This is a genomic window from Methylophaga sp. F-2 (genome assembly GCF_056859315.1).
This window is the reverse complement of record NZ_JBSXOF010000011.1, coordinates 59467-74588: the sequence shown is the minus strand read 5'-3', so window position 1 is coordinate 74588 and position 15122 is coordinate 59467. Positions and strand designations below refer to the sequence as shown.

Here is a 15122-nt window from a genome sequence, read left to right as displayed (position 1 = left end):
TCATAAGTTAATAATTCTCTGCTTAGATCTTGAATTATCATCGTGCGACTCGATAAATTCAGAAACTATGAAGAGGGGACGTTGTTTACTTTCTGTGTAAATCTTCCCAATATACTCACCGAGAACACCTAAACATAAAAACTGTAATCCAAAGAAGAATGTAATCAGACAAAATAGTAGATTATAATCAATCACTTCATGAGTAGATGTGGTGCCTATATTACTGACGAACATAGATAGAATTGATGTGGCTAAGAGAGCAATACCCAAAAAAAATGAGATACGAAGTGGCTTGTAAGAAAATGAAGTTATTCCATCCAGAGCAAGTGTAAATAATTTAAGATAATTCCATTTAGTAATTCCAGCTGCACGCTGCTCACGGTCAAACTCTATTATTTTAGTATCCATCCCCACCCATGCAAAAATTCCTTTCATATACCTATTTCTCTCGGGAAGCTGGTTTACTGCATCAACCACTTGACGACTCATGAGCCTAAAGTCGCCAGTGTCTGTAGGTATAGGAATATCGCTGATGTAGCTTATAAATCGATAAAATAAATATGCATAAGTTCTTTTAGCCCAACCATCCCCATGACGTGATCGTCTCTTCATCAAAACAACGTCTGCTCCTTGTTTCCAAGCGGAAACCATTTCTGGGATACAGTGCGGGGGATCTTGTAAATCAGCATCAATTAAGATTACAGCATCCCCTTTTGCATATTGTAACCCAGCTGTAACAGCCGCTTCTTTTCCGAAGTTACGAGATAAGCTTAAAATACGAATTTGCTTGAATCTATTTTTTGCAAACCTTAATTTATTTACAGTATTGTCTCTGCTGCCATCATCAACAAATAAGAATTCGAACTTATATGGCATAGAGCCCGTAACTTGGTCGAGCGTCTGCAACAATTTGGAGAGTACGGCCTCTTCATTGAATACAGGAATCAAAATAGTTATTAAATGACTCCTTGCGTCATTGATACATGGTTTAGTCTTTTTCATTGAAAACATACCTTCTACAGATTAAGTAATTCACGAATGTGACACTTGCTGTAGCTATAACTTGTGCAAACAGAGTCTCGTTACCGTATTCAAGTAATGCTTTAAAAACACCATAGTTTGTGACTCCACCAAGTACCGCACCTGCTAAGTAGCGAGGGAATAAAAAATAATGTGGTGCAGAGGATTTGAATACAAAGTGATACTGGAAAAAGTAATTAGTAAGTAACCCGATTAAATATCCAAAAAAAGTAGCAATTAATGCATTCGCCCCTAGTTGAATAAATATATACATACTTATCCAATGAGCCATGGTTGCGGTTCCTCCTGAAAGGAGAAACCGCTTGAAATTGCTGAAATAATTTTCATCTTCGTTTGGAATTTTTCTTTGGTCAACGCAGACCATTGAAGATGGTGTCGTGTGGATGACTGATAACTTTCTCAAATTCATGCCATAACTTCCGATGGTTTGGAGTCACGTCCATGAATGATCCGATATAGAGCTGGCAGTACTAGCAGAGTGAGTATGGTGGAAGAGATAATTCCACCAATAACAACTGTTGCGAGTGGCCTTTGAACTTCTGCACCGGTTCCAACATTTAGAGCCATGGGAACAAATCCTAAACTCGCAACTAGAGCAGTCATTAGAACTGGGCGAAGGCGTGTCATAGCACCCTCAATGATAGCCTCGTTTAAATTTCCGTTCTGGCGCCAGTAATCTCTAATAAATGACAGCATTACTAGCCCATTCAAAACAGCCACACCAGAAAGAGCGATAAATCCTACGCCAGCAGAAATCGACAATGGCATATCACGTAAGTAGAGCGCGCAAACTCCGCCGGTTAGGGCTAAAGGAACGCCGGTGAAAATAATTGCAGCATCTTTGAACGAACTGAACACCGTTACTAGCAAACCAAAAATCAGTAACAAAGTGATTGGAACTACAATTGAGAGCCGTTGGCTAGCCGATTGCAATTGCTCATACGTTCCACCGTATTCAATCCAATATCCGCTCGGAAGTTTGACTTTTTCTGTTACCTCAGCCTGAACCTCACTTACAAAGCCACCTAAGTCTCTACCTCGAACATTCGATGAAACTACGACGCGTCGCTTTCCACTTTCACGAGATATTTGAGCTGGAACATCAGTGATTTTGATAGTTGCCACCTCTGAAAGAGGCACATACTCGCCACTATCAAGTGTTACAGGTAAAGAACCAAGCATTGCAATATCAGATCGAATAGACTCGGGCAAGCGAACAACTAGATTGAAGCGTCGGTCTCCCTCATATATCAAGCCGACATCTGTACCACCAATTGCAGATGCCAGTAGATCTTGAATCGAGTCAACAGACAATCCATACCTAGCGAGTTCCGTTCGTTTTGGTTCTACAGAAAGTAGAGGTAGTCCACTTACCTGCTCGACTCGAGCATCTGCACTGCCATCAATCGATTGTACGACTTGTAGGACATTCTCTGCTGTTTGGCGAATCGTATCCAAATCATCACCAAACACTTTGATTGCTAAATCAGCCCGCACCCCTGAAATTAACTCGTTAAAGCGCATTTCTATTGGTTGTGTAAACTCATAATTGTTACCTGGCAATGATTCGACTGCAGACTCCATTTGTTTAACAAGGTCTTCCTTACTCAGGTCTGGATTTGGCCACTCGCTGCGAGGTTTAAGCATGACAAAGTTGTCTGCCACATTGGGTGGCATCGGATCTGTTGCTACTTCTGGTGTGCCTATCTTGGCAAATACTTTATCAACTTGAGGAAATGACTTTAATTTATTCTCCAACAACTCCTGCATTTCGATTGATTGCTTCAAACTTGTTCCTGTTATACGAAGCGCATGCAGGGCAATGTCGCCTTCATCGAGTTGAGGAATAAATTCCGTACCCATTTTGCTAGCAGTCTGAATAGCAAGCGCCATCAATGCCATACTGGCTAGTACAATGAACCAGCGAAATTTAATGCTGAACAAAAGTAGCGGTTTGTATGCAAACTTCACAGCAACAATAAATGGACTCTCTTTTTCTGTGACCCTCCCTTGCATGAACATGGCTACAGCAGCTGGTACAATTGTCAGTGTAAAGAGCATTGCAGCAAGTAGAGCTATTACTACTGTTGCTGCCATGGGTTGGAACATTTTTCCTTCAACACCACTTAAAGTGAAAAGAGGGATATAGACCACAGTGATGATCATCACACCAAACAAGCTTGGTCTGATAACTTCATTCGTAGACTCGAAGACTACTTGAAGCCTCTCTTTAAGAGGTAATAAGCCGTTGTTATCATGTTGTGCAATGGCTAATCTTCTGACAGCATTTTCGACGATTATCACTGCGCCATCGACAATCAATCCGAAATCAAGTGCTCCAAGGCTCATCAGATTGGCGGAGATTCCTAATTCAACCATTCCACTTATAGTTGCTAACATTGTGATAGGAATAACAGCAGCAGTGATCAATGCTGCTCGAATATTGCCTAACAGCAAGAACAAGATAACGATAACTAATAGTGCACCCTCCACTAGATTCTTTTGAACGGTTGCAATTGCTTTATCTACAAGGATTGTTCTTTCATATACTGGTTCAGCAATAACGCCTTCTGGAAGAGACTTTTGTATTTCTTTCAGTTCTCTGGCAACACTATCAGCTACTTCTCGAGAGTTTTCACCAATCAGCATCATTGCTGTGGCTAAAACAGTCTCTTTACCATCTCGAGTAGCCGCACCAGTTCTTAATGTTTTCCCAAGATCAACATCAGCTACAGCAGATATGGTTACAGGTGAGTTCTGATACGTTTTAATTACAACATTCTGAATATCTTCTATAGACTTCAGTTGGCCAGGAGAGCGAACCAGAAGTTGTTGACCATTACGTTCAATGTATCCAGCACCACGATTGTTATTATTGGCAGCTAGAGCTTGCTGTATGTCAGCCATACTGATTTTGTAGGTCAGCATTTTTTCGGGGAATGGTTGGACATGATATTGTTTTTCATACCCCCCCATCGTATTGACTTCAGTTATTCCTGGCACGAGTTCAAGTCTGGGGGAAATAATCCAATCTTGTATTTCTCTCAGGGCCATTTCATCATATTCCTGACCGTTTTCTTGCAAGGCTGTTGGCAATGCTGACACGGTATATTGAAATATTTCCCCTAATCCTGAAGCAATCGGTCCCATTTCTGGTTCCAGACCATCTGGCAGATCACTTTTGACGGATACAAGAATGTTATTGATCCGATCTCTCGCAAAGTAGAGATCTGTTCCCTCTTCGAACACAACGGTTATCTGAGAAAGGCCATAAGCAGATATTGACCGTGTGTAATCCAATTTCGGCAGAGAGGACAACGCTCTCTCAATCGGGTAGGTTATCCGCTGTTCTGCTTCTAAAGGGGAGTAACCCGGTGCTTTTGTATTAATTTGTACTTGAACGTTAGTGATGTCAGGAACAGCGTCTATTGGAAGTTTTTGGTAACTCCAAATCCCCATACCTAAAATCAAAAAAATCAGAGACAAGACAAGGCCTCGTCTCGCAATCGAAAATTGCAATATTGAATCAATCATTAAATACTCCGGGCTCAGTGACTGTGTGCTGCACCTGACTTTTCAAGGTCAGCTTTTAGTAAGTAACTATTGGCAACAACAATTACATCACCGAGGTTTAGTCCAGTTAAAACTTCCACATGTGAGTAATCGTTGACGCCAAGCTCCACTGGTCTGGGTACAAACGATTCGGCATCCTTGATAAACACTACGTTTTTGCCTTCATATTCTTGAAGTGCAGTGTTCGGGATACGTAATGCAGCTTGCTTTTGATTTACAACTACATCACCACGAAGAAGCATTCCTGGAAATAACTGTGTTGATTTAGTCTTGATAGGGACTCGCGCCAGAATATAGGGCTCGTTTACTGCATTGGGTATGAGTTGATGGATATTAGAAATAAAGGTTTCGTCACCATAACTTAAGATAACTTCCTGATCAGGTTTAATTAAACTAGATTGTGATGGAAATACTTTTAGTTCCGCCCAGAGAGATTGGCTATCTGTAATAGTGAATAGTGTTTCTGTATTAGCTATTTCACCAGATGAGGCATGCTTGGCAGTAATAGTGCCAGATATTGGTGCCCTGACAGAGTATGATTGCAAGCTAGAGTTAGATTCGATGGTAGCTAAGACTTGTCCTTTCTTAACATACTCCCCATAAGAAACTTTTACGGAAGTAACTCTTCCAGGAAATTGAGCAGTCACATGACTTACTGCGTCGGGAGAAATTTTAGCTGTTCCATAGATACGGGTAGTTTGACTAATCGTCCCTGGTCCAACTTGTTGAGTTTCTATGGAGTTAGCTCTAGCCATTTCACTGTCCATATTTACTGCTTCTTTTTTTTCTCCTTCATGATCATGTTCGTTTTCTTCTGAGCCATGCCCTTCAGTCTCTGAATCATGCGCTTCAGTCTCTGAATCATGCCCTTCAGTGACTGAATCATCCCCATCTTTGGCATGTGCTGAAGGAGCTTTTTGTCCTGCCTCATTATGTGAGTGATTGTCTTCTTGTTGATGTGACTCAGCTGCCATCAGGCTATTTTGATTCGTAACTATTAGACCTAAGGCAAATAACACAACTGCAGATAATTTCGACAAACTGTAAGTTTTTGTATTCATTGTATTTCCTATGCTCTTATCTAAAGACTGGCTTCTGCTGTTAGTGGGACAGCTGTTAGTTGCTCGACTTCAATTCCATATCGAACCGCTGCTGTTGCAGAATCAATCAATGCTTGCTTTGCTTGAAGAAGTTCGCGCCGAGCACTGAGAAGATCTAGGTAGCTATATAGTCCTCGACGGTATGCAGTTTGTGTTTGCTCAAGACTCAATCTTAAGTTAGGGATGATTTCGCTCTTGAGTTGGTTTACAGCCACTATTGATTGCTCGCGCCCGGTGTAGGCTTTGAAGAGCTGCGTATGTAAAGAAAGCAAGGTACTTTCTTCTCTGAAAATGACTTCATTTTTTGCAGCAAGAGCTGATTCAATTTGGCCCTGTGCTCTCTTTCCGCTGAATAATGGCATAGAGAACCCAGCAACTAATGCCGATTGATTAATCTCTTCATTTCTTCGAATGCCGACCGACCAACTGAGATCAGCGACACTTTGCGTCTTTGCCAACCTAATTTCAGCATCACGAATACGTGATTCAGCTGCATAAAAGCGAATAGATGGATTTTGCTTTACAAGCTCAAATAACTGCTCAAACGGCTTAGCTTGTTTGAACGTATATAGTGAGCCTGCTACGTCGGAAAATTCTGGTTGAAGGCTACCCCATAAATTGGCTAATGCCATTCTAGAAGCGCTTAGTTGTTGTTTGATTGATGAAATATTTAGCTCAGCTTGTTGAACAGCTGCTTTTGCCCTGCCCATATCTGCAGCTGGAGCTATAGCGGCATTCACACGTTTAGTGACTTCTTCAAGAGCTTCATTAGCTAAGTTCAAGGATTCTATAGCTAGATCCAAACGAGCCTGGACATTAAGCACTTCGGTGAAACGGCGAGTTACCTCACCAATCAAATCAAGAGACTCAATTTCACTTTCAATGTCGACATTGTTGGCCTTTTCATCTACCAGTGACATTCGGGCTGCTCGCTTCCCTCCGAGTTCTAGAACAGAGGAGAGAGATACCGTTGTTTCTAAGCCTTTTATGCCACTTAGCTCGCCAGTGCCGGAAAAGTTCTCAATTTCTGCACCAACATTCATAGCCGGGTTCAGAGAGGCAGTTTTTTTCTCACCGACTAAACCTTGTTGACGTAATGGGAAGACCCTCAAGGATGGGTTATTTTTGAGCGTGTTACTGACAGCTTGGTCAAGTAATAATGTTTTGGCAAAAACATGAGGAGCAAAGAATAATTGGCCCACAAGTAAAACCAAGGATAGTTTTGGAACATGCGTAGAAATTGCATGACCAAGTCCTTTTTGAATAGACATGATAATGGTCCTGTAACAGATAAATAATCACACAATCACACAGTGATTGTGAGGAATGGAATCTGTTCAGGATTTAGGCGGTCTGTACTGTGATCTAGGGGAGCTGGTTATGGAAGGAGCATTTTCCCAAGAAGGGGATGGATTTGAGAGAGCATTTATAGAGCTTTCATTCACAAAACTCAGCGCGATGAAATGTGAGCAATGATTATGGCAACATCCACTGCAATCATCAAAAGAAGCTTGTTGTGTATCAGAAAGAGCATCAGATGATGCATCTGTATCTTGATGGGTGTGCGTATGTTCTGGGCTGCTATCAGGAATGATATTATGAATTTCAGCCAATACTATGCCCGACTGCATAGCAATCGTGAATATGAGCAAGCATAGAAGACTTCTAAATTTCATAAAGTATTTTAAAAATGCAGATTCGTTCAATCGGACTATTGATTATTATTTTAATACTAACACACTCATTTAGAAATTAATACAAAATTCAAGAAAAAAATGGCTTTTGAACAAGCCAGCCTCTCAATCAGTAATAAATACTAATCAATTTCTTTGCCATCGTTGCACAGTTAAATTTTTTCAAACTCAATATAAAAAATGAACTGATGATAATTTCATAAAATTTCGTATAGGTATTCTAGAGTTCAAGTAATTGGTTAGACTTACTGTCATAGTTCTATTTCAATCTTTCCTTCTCTTAATTTTAACTGAAATGTTCCCCTTTTACGCGCCATCAGCCAATACCAACCTGATAATTACACTTATCAGGTGGATAATTTTAAAAATCTACGTATAATCAAAATTAATGTGATTTTTGTGGCCAATAAAACTCTGATGTTCGAAATTTAAAATCTGACCGGTTATCCCTCACACAACTACTCAGATTTTAAATTCTGAAGTAAGGTTTAGAAATTAAATGGCAGATGCCAGGTATTACTGCAGATGAAAGAAGAAATCTCCAACGCCCCTATTCCAGTTTTTGATGTCAATCAACCACCAGTTGAATTTAGAGACCTTATAGAAGATGTTATGGAAAACTTCGAACAAGGTGTGCCGGCAAACAGTAAACGGGCTCGTGATGCAGACCTGGCCGTCTATACTGCATGGGGAAAAAATGTTTACGGATCAAATTTCAAAGCTATTCCATCTTCGCCAGAGCATATCGAGAGATTCTTAAATGATATGTCTGTTGAGATAACAGAGACTATTTCTACTAAAAATATAAATGGTGAATTGGTTGATAAAACTATAAAACATCGACTTAAAGCTCTAAGTACAATAGAAAGATATCTTGCTTCACTTTCATATAAAAACAAATTGTACCTGGATGCGATCATGGACATTACCAACAACTACCAACTTAGTTCAGGATTTGTGAACCCTGCATCTGTCAGAAGAGTTAAGGCTGCACTTCAAAAAGTCAGAGCCTTATATCGTGATAACTCACAAAAACAAGCACAACCATTTAATTTGCATCTTATTGAAGATGTTATTTCACTTCATGATGGTTCTCTTAGAGATAAGCTAGAAATCACACTACTCTCATTTGCTTTTGACACCATGATGAGATGTTCAGAATTAGTAAGAGTGAACATTGAAGATCTAGTATTTGATCCTATAAGTCTTGATGGTGTTGTCGAGCTTCACTGGTCAAAAACAGATCAGGAGGGAAAAGGACAAACCCGGTATCTTAGCCCTACAACTGTCACATTATTAAAAGAATACTTGCAGGAAAGTAATATAACCTCTGGTCGGCTATTTCGTTCTGTTTCTAAAAACAATACACAGTTAGAAGCTATGCATAAAGACCGGGTGGGTGTTATTTTTAAACGTCTTGGTAGAAGATTGGCCAGTTTCTATTCAGAAGATCCTAAAAATAAATTATTGTCTCAAAAACAAATTGAACCAACTGAGATATCTGCACATTCTACAAGAGTAGCTGCAGCACAGGCGCTTGCATTAAATGGTGCATCGACGGTTCAGCTAATGAATGAAGGTGGTTGGAAATCTGCCGTCATGCCGGCTCGCTATTCTCGTCATGCTGAAACAAAGAAAGGTGCAATGGCTCAGCTGCACAAACGAAATCAGGTAATATAAACTCCTATGTATCACCTATTCTAATTACTTCAATATGATCGAAATTTTACTAGATGTCATCGGAAAAAATTCAAAGGGTGCCATTTGCCATCCTTATAAATACCAAAGAGGTCCTATGACTGGAATGTATGTTTTCACACTAAATGGCAACGATAGTTTTCAACCTACAAATGAAGAAAATCTTCGAAAGATGATTGAATCAGGTCAATTTAATCATGGTGGTAGAATCCGAATGATACCTCACAATGCCACATCAACTGCATCAGCTTCAGCACTAAACGTTGTTTCATATCGACGCAAAGCGGTTTCTTAATTTATTACTGCAATTACTTGCATCAATCATATTTCATGATATTACTGGTGTATAAGAAATCAAAAAGGTCGTTTAATGGATTATATATCTTTCTTATTTGTAGGATTAGTTGTCGGTGTTTATTTGACTAAGAAATATCAAATGAATAAATATGCTGTTCATATTGGTGAGCAGATTGTTAATGACGTGCTCCAACTTTCATTGTCCGATAAATGCTATGCCCTCCTCTCAAACCTGACTCTTCCAATAATTGATAAAGACAATCAAAATGGTACAAGTCAAATTGACCATGTTCTAATTACTACTCGTGGTTTGTTTGTTATTGAGACAAAATATTATCGTGGTTCCATTGTGGCGAGTGTGGATTCTAATGTGTGGTATCAATATACCCATTTTGATAAACATTCATTTCAAAACCCACTTTTACAAAATTACAGTCACATGAAAGCGATTGAATCAGTCACAGGTTACCCAACACATCTCATGCATAATGTAGTTTCTTTTAGTGGTAATGCCGATTTCAAGTCGGAGCGGCCTCCAGGTGTTCTCAATTGCAATGAGCTCAAGGCATATATCGAGTCCTTCTCCACTGATGTTCTTTCAATAAATGATGTTTATACTCTTGCAGGCAAGTTACAAGTACACCGTTTATCTGAGACACCAGAGACAGATAAAAGACATATCGCTTATCTAAATTCTAAACATAATAAAAAGGCTGCATAACATGCAGCCTTTAATAACTTCCCATTATATGTTTCTAGCAATACACGCTTATTGTTAGTATGTACTCACTTATGTTCACCTACATACTCTATTGTGTCGCCCTCCCCTCTATCAAGGGAATCTGATTAGGATGTTATTTCTCTATATCTGTCTAACTCTTCCTTCATTTTCTTTTTCGTAAGCAAGGCTTCAAGAGCCAGTTCAAGCAATTCATAATCCTTTATGCCCAACTCATCTGCAACATCAGCAATAAGGTCAGGCATATCAGGCCTCATTTTAAAATTCTTTTGTTGTGTATAAAGAGTTCTTCCACCTCTTCGCCTTCTCTTCTTAGGCTGTCGACTAACAAACCCGGCCTCTTCCGATACTTTGCTCAGCTCTTTTTCATTTACCTTAGGTTTGCTTTGTTTTGTTCCTGCGAAGGCTGCTATATCAAGCTCATCATCAAGGTCATCTAAATCTAATCCAGCTCTCTCAGCCATCATTATCTCCTGATAATATTTCTTTTAGCTTGCGTTTTACTTCTTCAGCATAAGCTTTTGCATTTGATGCTGTAACCTCAATTCCTGATACTTCCTTTGGATCTAGGTTATTAACAATTCCACCATACGAACGCACTGCTTTATAAGCATCTTTCTCAATAAGTGAAACATTAAATACATCGACACCGGCATCTTTAAACTGGCTAACAATATACTTCAGTGTTCTAGGTACAATAGCAGCACTTGTTCTTGTAAATAAGACAGAATAAGCAATCTTTCTTCTAAAAGCCTTACTTTGTTGCCGTAATAACTTAATTGTTTTCACAGCTTCATCTGCATCGTCTTGTGATCCCTGACATGGAATTATCACTAAGTCTGCTCTACTTACAGCGTTGGCTACTGCGATACTCGCTGTTCCTTCAAGATCTACTATTACAAATGCATTGTCTTCTTCTGCTTTTTCGATGTCATCTATAATACTTGCCTCATCTGATTCATAAAGATTTAAGTTTTCAGGACATCCTGTTTTCTTCGCCCACTTAGCACTATGCTTATTTGGGTCAGCATCAACCAATGCTATATCAACTTCTTTGTCTTGCCCCTGCCGTGCTAATTCAGAAGCTAGTGTAATCGCTGCAGTTGTTTTACCTGCTCCACCTTTTGAACTTGCCATTACTATTGTTGGCATAAGCATAATCCTCACTTCTATTTCATCATTATCAGATAGCTATCTAGATAGCGGAATACTATCCATTTAAATCATTCTAGTTCATATCCACCTACAATTCCACACTTATATAGATAGCTATCAGATATCGTTCCGATATCAGCTTGTTAGTTTTACGATAGCTATCAGATAGCTATCTGATACCATCTTAATATCTATTTAATATCTAATTAGTTTGAAGTGAATAAATATCTCACTCAGATTTCCTGGCCCACTTTTATTATTAATAGATATCCATTTTGATTGCTATATAAAAACGGCATAGGTTATTGTAAATATCTACTAGATATCTTTGTAATATCCTTCAGATATCTTGCAGATATCCTTCTACTATCTGGATAGCTATCTGTTAGTTAGTTAGATGATATCTGATAGCTATCTAATTATTAACTATATAGATATAATTAAAGGAAAAGCAAAGAGAGAGGAAATAGTCCCACAGCAATAGGGGATGCATTCCCGACCTGCTTGTAAAGAAGTGCGCAGATAAAACTAATACAGCTATTTAAAATAGAAAAACATAAGAAGATAAGTCACATAGAGATACTTATATATGTCTGAAGAAAATATGAAAGGACTATATGAGAACCTCGTCACAAAAGAAGTATTTGTGAAATATTTGTGATTGAAAAATGAAACATATATTTGTTAAATGAAGGCGTGAAAATGCAGCTTAGATCCAAGGATATAAGTAAAAAGGTAAAAATTAGTTGAGGAGTAGGGCAGTGCAAAGCCTATACACGGATATGACGTATAGTTTTTTAATTAAGCTAATGGATGCGTCTTTAACAGTTGATCAAGAGAGAATTACTGAATTAGGATTCACACCTTCACAGGTAAAAACGATATCTGGTCTCCCTCATAGCGATTTATTTAAGCTTTCTAGAATTTATAACCTGGTCGATATTTCAATCGATGAAATCTTGTTAGAAAAAGCAATCAATCAAGGAAAGCAAGGTATTCGTATACATGGAGATATCCAGAATATAGATATCACTCATAAACTACTAAGAAATCTTTCTACATTAGCTGCACATGAGACCGAGAGTAAAACACTTAATCAGTTGTTTAAAATCTCGAACAAGACAATTACACAGCTCTCAAAAATGAGCATTCAAAATACATTAGCAATAGCTCGAACGGGAATCGTCTTTTATGACATTACAGCTAATGAAATTAAATTAGCAATGGCATTAGAATTTATTCAAGAGTCACGTCGAGAAGAAGAAGCTATAAATCAACTAATCGTAAAAGATGCATCCTGGCCAATGGTTCACACACTTACAGGTATGAGTAGAGCATTATTTCAAGAAATGAGGAAATCATTAAATGCTCCGAAAACACTAGGGGGACCACCAAGAAGACTTACGGAAGAAGAAGAGATTATTGCTTGGAATTCATGGATTGATGCTACTGGTAAATCACCGTTAGAACGTTGTATAGTGGTGAGCCAAAGACTAAATAGTATTGGTTTACGACATCTATGGCCAACACTGTCTGAATGGTTGAAAAAAGAATCAGACGAAAAGTATAAAAGTTTAGTTTCATAACCGGCTTGGACCAATATCCGGTTATTCATTGCCTTTATTAGCAGTGAAAACGAAGATGTACGCAAATTTGATGGAGATACATCTTGCGTACAAAACTACTCATTGCAGTACTGCCAGTAATCATCACTGGCTGTATAACACTTCCTAGTTTTCAACAACAAACACAACCTGTTGAGAAATCTGATGCGCAGGTTGTAGTACCTGATATTTTTATCGAACGATACAACTATGAGCCTCCTAAAGAAACTCAAATACGGGTGGGCAGATACTCAAGTGCTGATGCAGTAAATACAAGACAACAGGAGAACTTGCTCGAAGTTGTCGTCGATACTGAAATACCAGTCCAAGAAAAAACAGTTGGTCAAGCAATAGACTTCTTACTACTGAGAAGTGGATATACATTGGCTTTACCTGAAATTCAGGGTCAACACGTAAAACAACTCCTAAGTAAACCTTTACCAGAAATACACAGAAGAATAGGGCCAGTAATGCTCAAAGATGCACTAATGGTACTAGTAGGTAAGGCCTACTGGATGAAGGTCGATCCGGTACATAGATTAATCGCTTTCGACACAGTAGAAGAGTTCAAATAATGACGGATAAAGCAAAAAACCATGATGTTTTTGATGGAGAGATACCGAAAGATATTGGTAAAAAGAAAAACCCTCCGGTATGGCTAAAATTAGTTGGTTTAGTAATCCTCGTTGGTCTACTTGGTACGGCTGCGTTATATCTTGAAACAAGCAAAGATTATGATGTTGAACCAGGTTTAAACTTAAACGATGAAGTAATAAATGGCCTTTCATCGGAGAGTACTGAAAGTCATGAAAATGACATTTTGAAAGTTTCGAATGATGAGTTTGTATCTAATGGATATGAAGATATAGAGAGTGGACAGTTAGACAGTTTAGTAAGTGAAGAGCCTGAAAACGAAATAACAATTATTTCTGCTGATAGGAAAAATATAACTAAGAATGATGAAGGTTATTCAATTCAAATATCAGATATTAATGAAGAGGTAGACCTCTTATCCAATAGGCTCAAAGAAATAGAAAATAGAGATGCAGATAAAATCACAGTCATTGAAAGCGGGTTAGAGCTGCATGAAAAAAGCATAAATAAATTAAATTCTTTAATAGGTTCATTAGGAACGCTAAAAAATGAACTTGCAACGTTGAAGGCTGCAACCCTAAAGTCAAATAAACAGACTCAAGTTAGCCAATCAGATCGTAACAAAAACCAACCCGAATCCATTCAAAAAAATCAACCTAAAACAAGAAGCAGAATCGATCAACTAAAACTATTAGGTATCGACGTATGGGGGGGTGAGCTTTTCGCCCAGGTTGAATATAAAAACCAGATACACCTGCTAGCCACTAATGAAATGATTGGAGAGTGGAAAGTAGTTAGCGTGAGCAAAGAAAGAATCATGGTTAGAAACCAAGAAGGGGAGAGTTTTGAACTCAGCATTTAACAAACATTTAGCTCTAGTATTTTTTTTGGCAACTAATACTACTTTTGCTGCTGATACTATATCTAGCAAAGAAGTAAGTACAAAAAATACAGAAAGCACGATAACTCAAAGTGAGCAAAAGCATCTAAAGTGGGGAATATCAGCAGCTGAGTACGCACGCTATGAGGAGCTGATGAAAGGCATTAGAGGTAGCATAAGCCCAGACACGATTTCACCCATTGAAGTTTTGGGTATCCATGCTCAGAACGAGATGGAACGTAGAAAGTATGCACGACTTTGGGCGGATATGATGGAAGAAGATACTCAACGTGTCCTTGCTTTCCAGCGTGCATATGACCAAGCATGGCGAGATAAAGGAGATAAACCACTAATAGATATTAGCAAGCTACAAACGAGTAGTCAGATAGACAACAATCTGACAACAAATATTTCTTCAGGGCTAGCACAAAGAAAAATGCTCATCGTCACAAAAATAGAAGGATGTGAGTTGTGCGAAAAGAAAATTCAACAATTACTTACATCGATGCTGGTTGATAAAACACTTCACTTAGATGTCTATTTCAGTGACTCAAGTGATAAAGAAAACAGTGTTATTCGTCAATGGGCATTAACTAACAGAGTAGATATGGAGCTGCTTAAAAATCGACGCCTAACGCTTAATCATGGCCAATCCCTCATGAAGAAATACCAACTTGATGAAGGACAATTACCTGCAACATTTAAAGTGGATAACAATGGAGGGGTAAAAAGGGTAGAATAATATTT

The 15122-nt window shown here is 38.6% G+C and carries 13 protein-coding genes; 6 read left to right on the top strand and 7 right to left on the bottom strand.

Features of this window, described 5'->3' with window-relative positions; translation table 11 throughout:
* Genes AC13DA_RS01455 through AC13DA_RS01435 form a run of 5 tightly spaced genes read right to left on the bottom strand, consistent with a single transcriptional unit; the run spans position 1 to position 6985 of the window.
* Positions 1-1002: a glycosyltransferase family 2 protein gene (locus tag AC13DA_RS01455; protein ID WP_007146231.1), complete on the bottom strand. Its 1002-nt coding sequence runs from the start codon at positions 1000-1002 to the stop codon at positions 1-3.
* A complete protein-coding gene (locus AC13DA_RS01450; RefSeq protein ID WP_050797561.1) occupies positions 989-1450 on the bottom strand; it encodes a GtrA family protein in 462 nt (153 codons plus the stop codon). The genes AC13DA_RS01455 and AC13DA_RS01450 overlap by 14 nt, the downstream gene beginning before the upstream one ends.
* Positions 1447-4575 carry an efflux RND transporter permease subunit gene (locus tag AC13DA_RS01445; RefSeq protein ID WP_474567599.1) on the bottom strand — a complete coding sequence of 1043 codons (3129 nt, stop codon included), beginning with the start codon at positions 4573-4575 and terminating at the stop codon, positions 1447-1449. The genes AC13DA_RS01450 and AC13DA_RS01445 overlap by 4 nt, the downstream gene beginning before the upstream one ends.
* Before the next feature lie 14 nt (positions 4576-4589).
* The gene (locus tag AC13DA_RS01440; protein WP_482945828.1) at positions 4590-5675 is read right to left on the bottom strand and encodes an efflux RND transporter periplasmic adaptor subunit; all 1086 of its coding nucleotides are present in this window, start codon (positions 5673-5675) and stop codon (positions 4590-4592) included.
* A gap of 20 nt (positions 5676-5695) precedes the next feature.
* Positions 5696-6985, bottom strand: a complete 1290-nt coding sequence (locus tag AC13DA_RS01435; RefSeq protein WP_482945827.1) for a TolC family protein — start codon at positions 6983-6985, stop codon at positions 5696-5698.
* A gap of 948 nt (positions 6986-7933) precedes the next feature.
* On the opposite strand from AC13DA_RS01435, the gene AC13DA_RS01430 reads away from it, so the two are divergent.
* Together AC13DA_RS01430 and AC13DA_RS01425 are read left to right on the top strand one after the other, a co-directional pair.
* Positions 7934-9088, top strand: coding sequence for a tyrosine-type recombinase/integrase (locus tag AC13DA_RS01430; protein WP_482945826.1), 1155 nt, complete (start codon positions 7934-7936; stop codon positions 9086-9088).
* A 388-nt stretch (positions 9089-9476) separates the two neighbouring features.
* Positions 9477-10124: a nuclease-related domain-containing protein gene (locus AC13DA_RS01425; RefSeq protein ID WP_482945825.1), complete on the top strand. Its 648-nt coding sequence runs from the start codon at positions 9477-9479 to the stop codon at positions 10122-10124.
* A gap of 125 nt (positions 10125-10249) precedes the next feature.
* Here AC13DA_RS01425 and AC13DA_RS01420 read toward each other — a convergent pair whose 3' ends face one another.
* Together AC13DA_RS01420 and AC13DA_RS01415 are read right to left on the bottom strand one after the other, a co-directional pair.
* A complete protein-coding gene (locus AC13DA_RS01420; protein WP_482945824.1) occupies positions 10250-10606 on the bottom strand; it encodes a hypothetical protein in 357 nt (118 codons plus the stop codon).
* On the bottom strand, positions 10599-11294 hold the full coding sequence (locus AC13DA_RS01415) for a ParA family protein (protein WP_482945823.1): 696 nt from the start codon (positions 11292-11294) through the stop codon (positions 10599-10601). Before AC13DA_RS01415 ends, AC13DA_RS01420 begins: the two co-directional genes overlap by 8 nt.
* A gap of 764 nt (positions 11295-12058) precedes the next feature.
* On the opposite strand from AC13DA_RS01415, the gene AC13DA_RS01410 reads away from it, so the two are divergent.
* The 4 genes from AC13DA_RS01410 to AC13DA_RS01395 all read left to right on the top strand — a co-directional run bounded on the left by AC13DA_RS01410 (position 12059) and on the right by AC13DA_RS01395 (position 15117).
* Positions 12059-12883, top strand: coding sequence for an STY4526/YPO1902 family pathogenicity island replication protein (locus AC13DA_RS01410; protein WP_482945822.1), 825 nt, complete (start codon positions 12059-12061; stop codon positions 12881-12883).
* A gap of 83 nt (positions 12884-12966) precedes the next feature.
* Positions 12967-13476: a PFGI-1 class ICE element type IV pilus protein PilL2 gene (gene pilL2, locus AC13DA_RS01405; protein WP_482945821.1), complete on the top strand. Its 510-nt coding sequence runs from the start codon at positions 12967-12969 to the stop codon at positions 13474-13476.
* Positions 13476-14357, top strand: a complete 882-nt coding sequence (locus AC13DA_RS01400; RefSeq protein WP_482945820.1) for a hypothetical protein — start codon at positions 13476-13478, stop codon at positions 14355-14357. The genes pilL2 and AC13DA_RS01400 overlap by 1 nt, the downstream gene beginning before the upstream one ends.
* Positions 14341-15117, top strand: coding sequence for a TIGR03759 family integrating conjugative element protein (locus tag AC13DA_RS01395; protein ID WP_482945819.1), 777 nt, complete (start codon positions 14341-14343; stop codon positions 15115-15117). Before AC13DA_RS01400 ends, AC13DA_RS01395 begins: the two co-directional genes overlap by 17 nt.
* The last annotated feature ends 5 nt before the right edge of the window (positions 15118-15122 follow it).

Coding starts and splice junctions, on each gene's coding strand:
- AC13DA_RS01455 (WP_007146231.1), bottom strand. CDS start 1,002: ATGAAAAAGACTAAACCATGTATCAATGACGCAAGGAGTCATTTAATA.
- AC13DA_RS01450 (WP_050797561.1), bottom strand. CDS start 1,450: ATGAATTTGAGAAAGTTATCAGTCATCCACACGACACCATCTTCAATG.
- AC13DA_RS01445 (WP_474567599.1), bottom strand. CDS start 4,575: ATGATTGATTCAATATTGCAATTTTCGATTGCGAGACGAGGCCTTGTC.
- AC13DA_RS01440 (WP_482945828.1), bottom strand. CDS start 5,675: ATGAATACAAAAACTTACAGTTTGTCGAAATTATCTGCAGTTGTGTTA.
- AC13DA_RS01435 (WP_482945827.1), bottom strand. CDS start 6,985: ATGTCTATTCAAAAAGGACTTGGTCATGCAATTTCTACGCATGTTCCA.
- AC13DA_RS01430 (WP_482945826.1), top strand. CDS start 7,934: ATGAAAGAAGAAATCTCCAACGCCCCTATTCCAGTTTTTGATGTCAAT.
- AC13DA_RS01425 (WP_482945825.1), top strand. CDS start 9,477: ATGGATTATATATCTTTCTTATTTGTAGGATTAGTTGTCGGTGTTTAT.
- AC13DA_RS01420 (WP_482945824.1), bottom strand. CDS start 10,606: ATGGCTGAGAGAGCTGGATTAGATTTAGATGACCTTGATGATGAGCTT.
- AC13DA_RS01415 (WP_482945823.1), bottom strand. CDS start 11,294: ATGCCAACAATAGTAATGGCAAGTTCAAAAGGTGGAGCAGGTAAAACA.
- AC13DA_RS01400 (WP_482945820.1), top strand. CDS start 13,476: ATGACGGATAAAGCAAAAAACCATGATGTTTTTGATGGAGAGATACCG.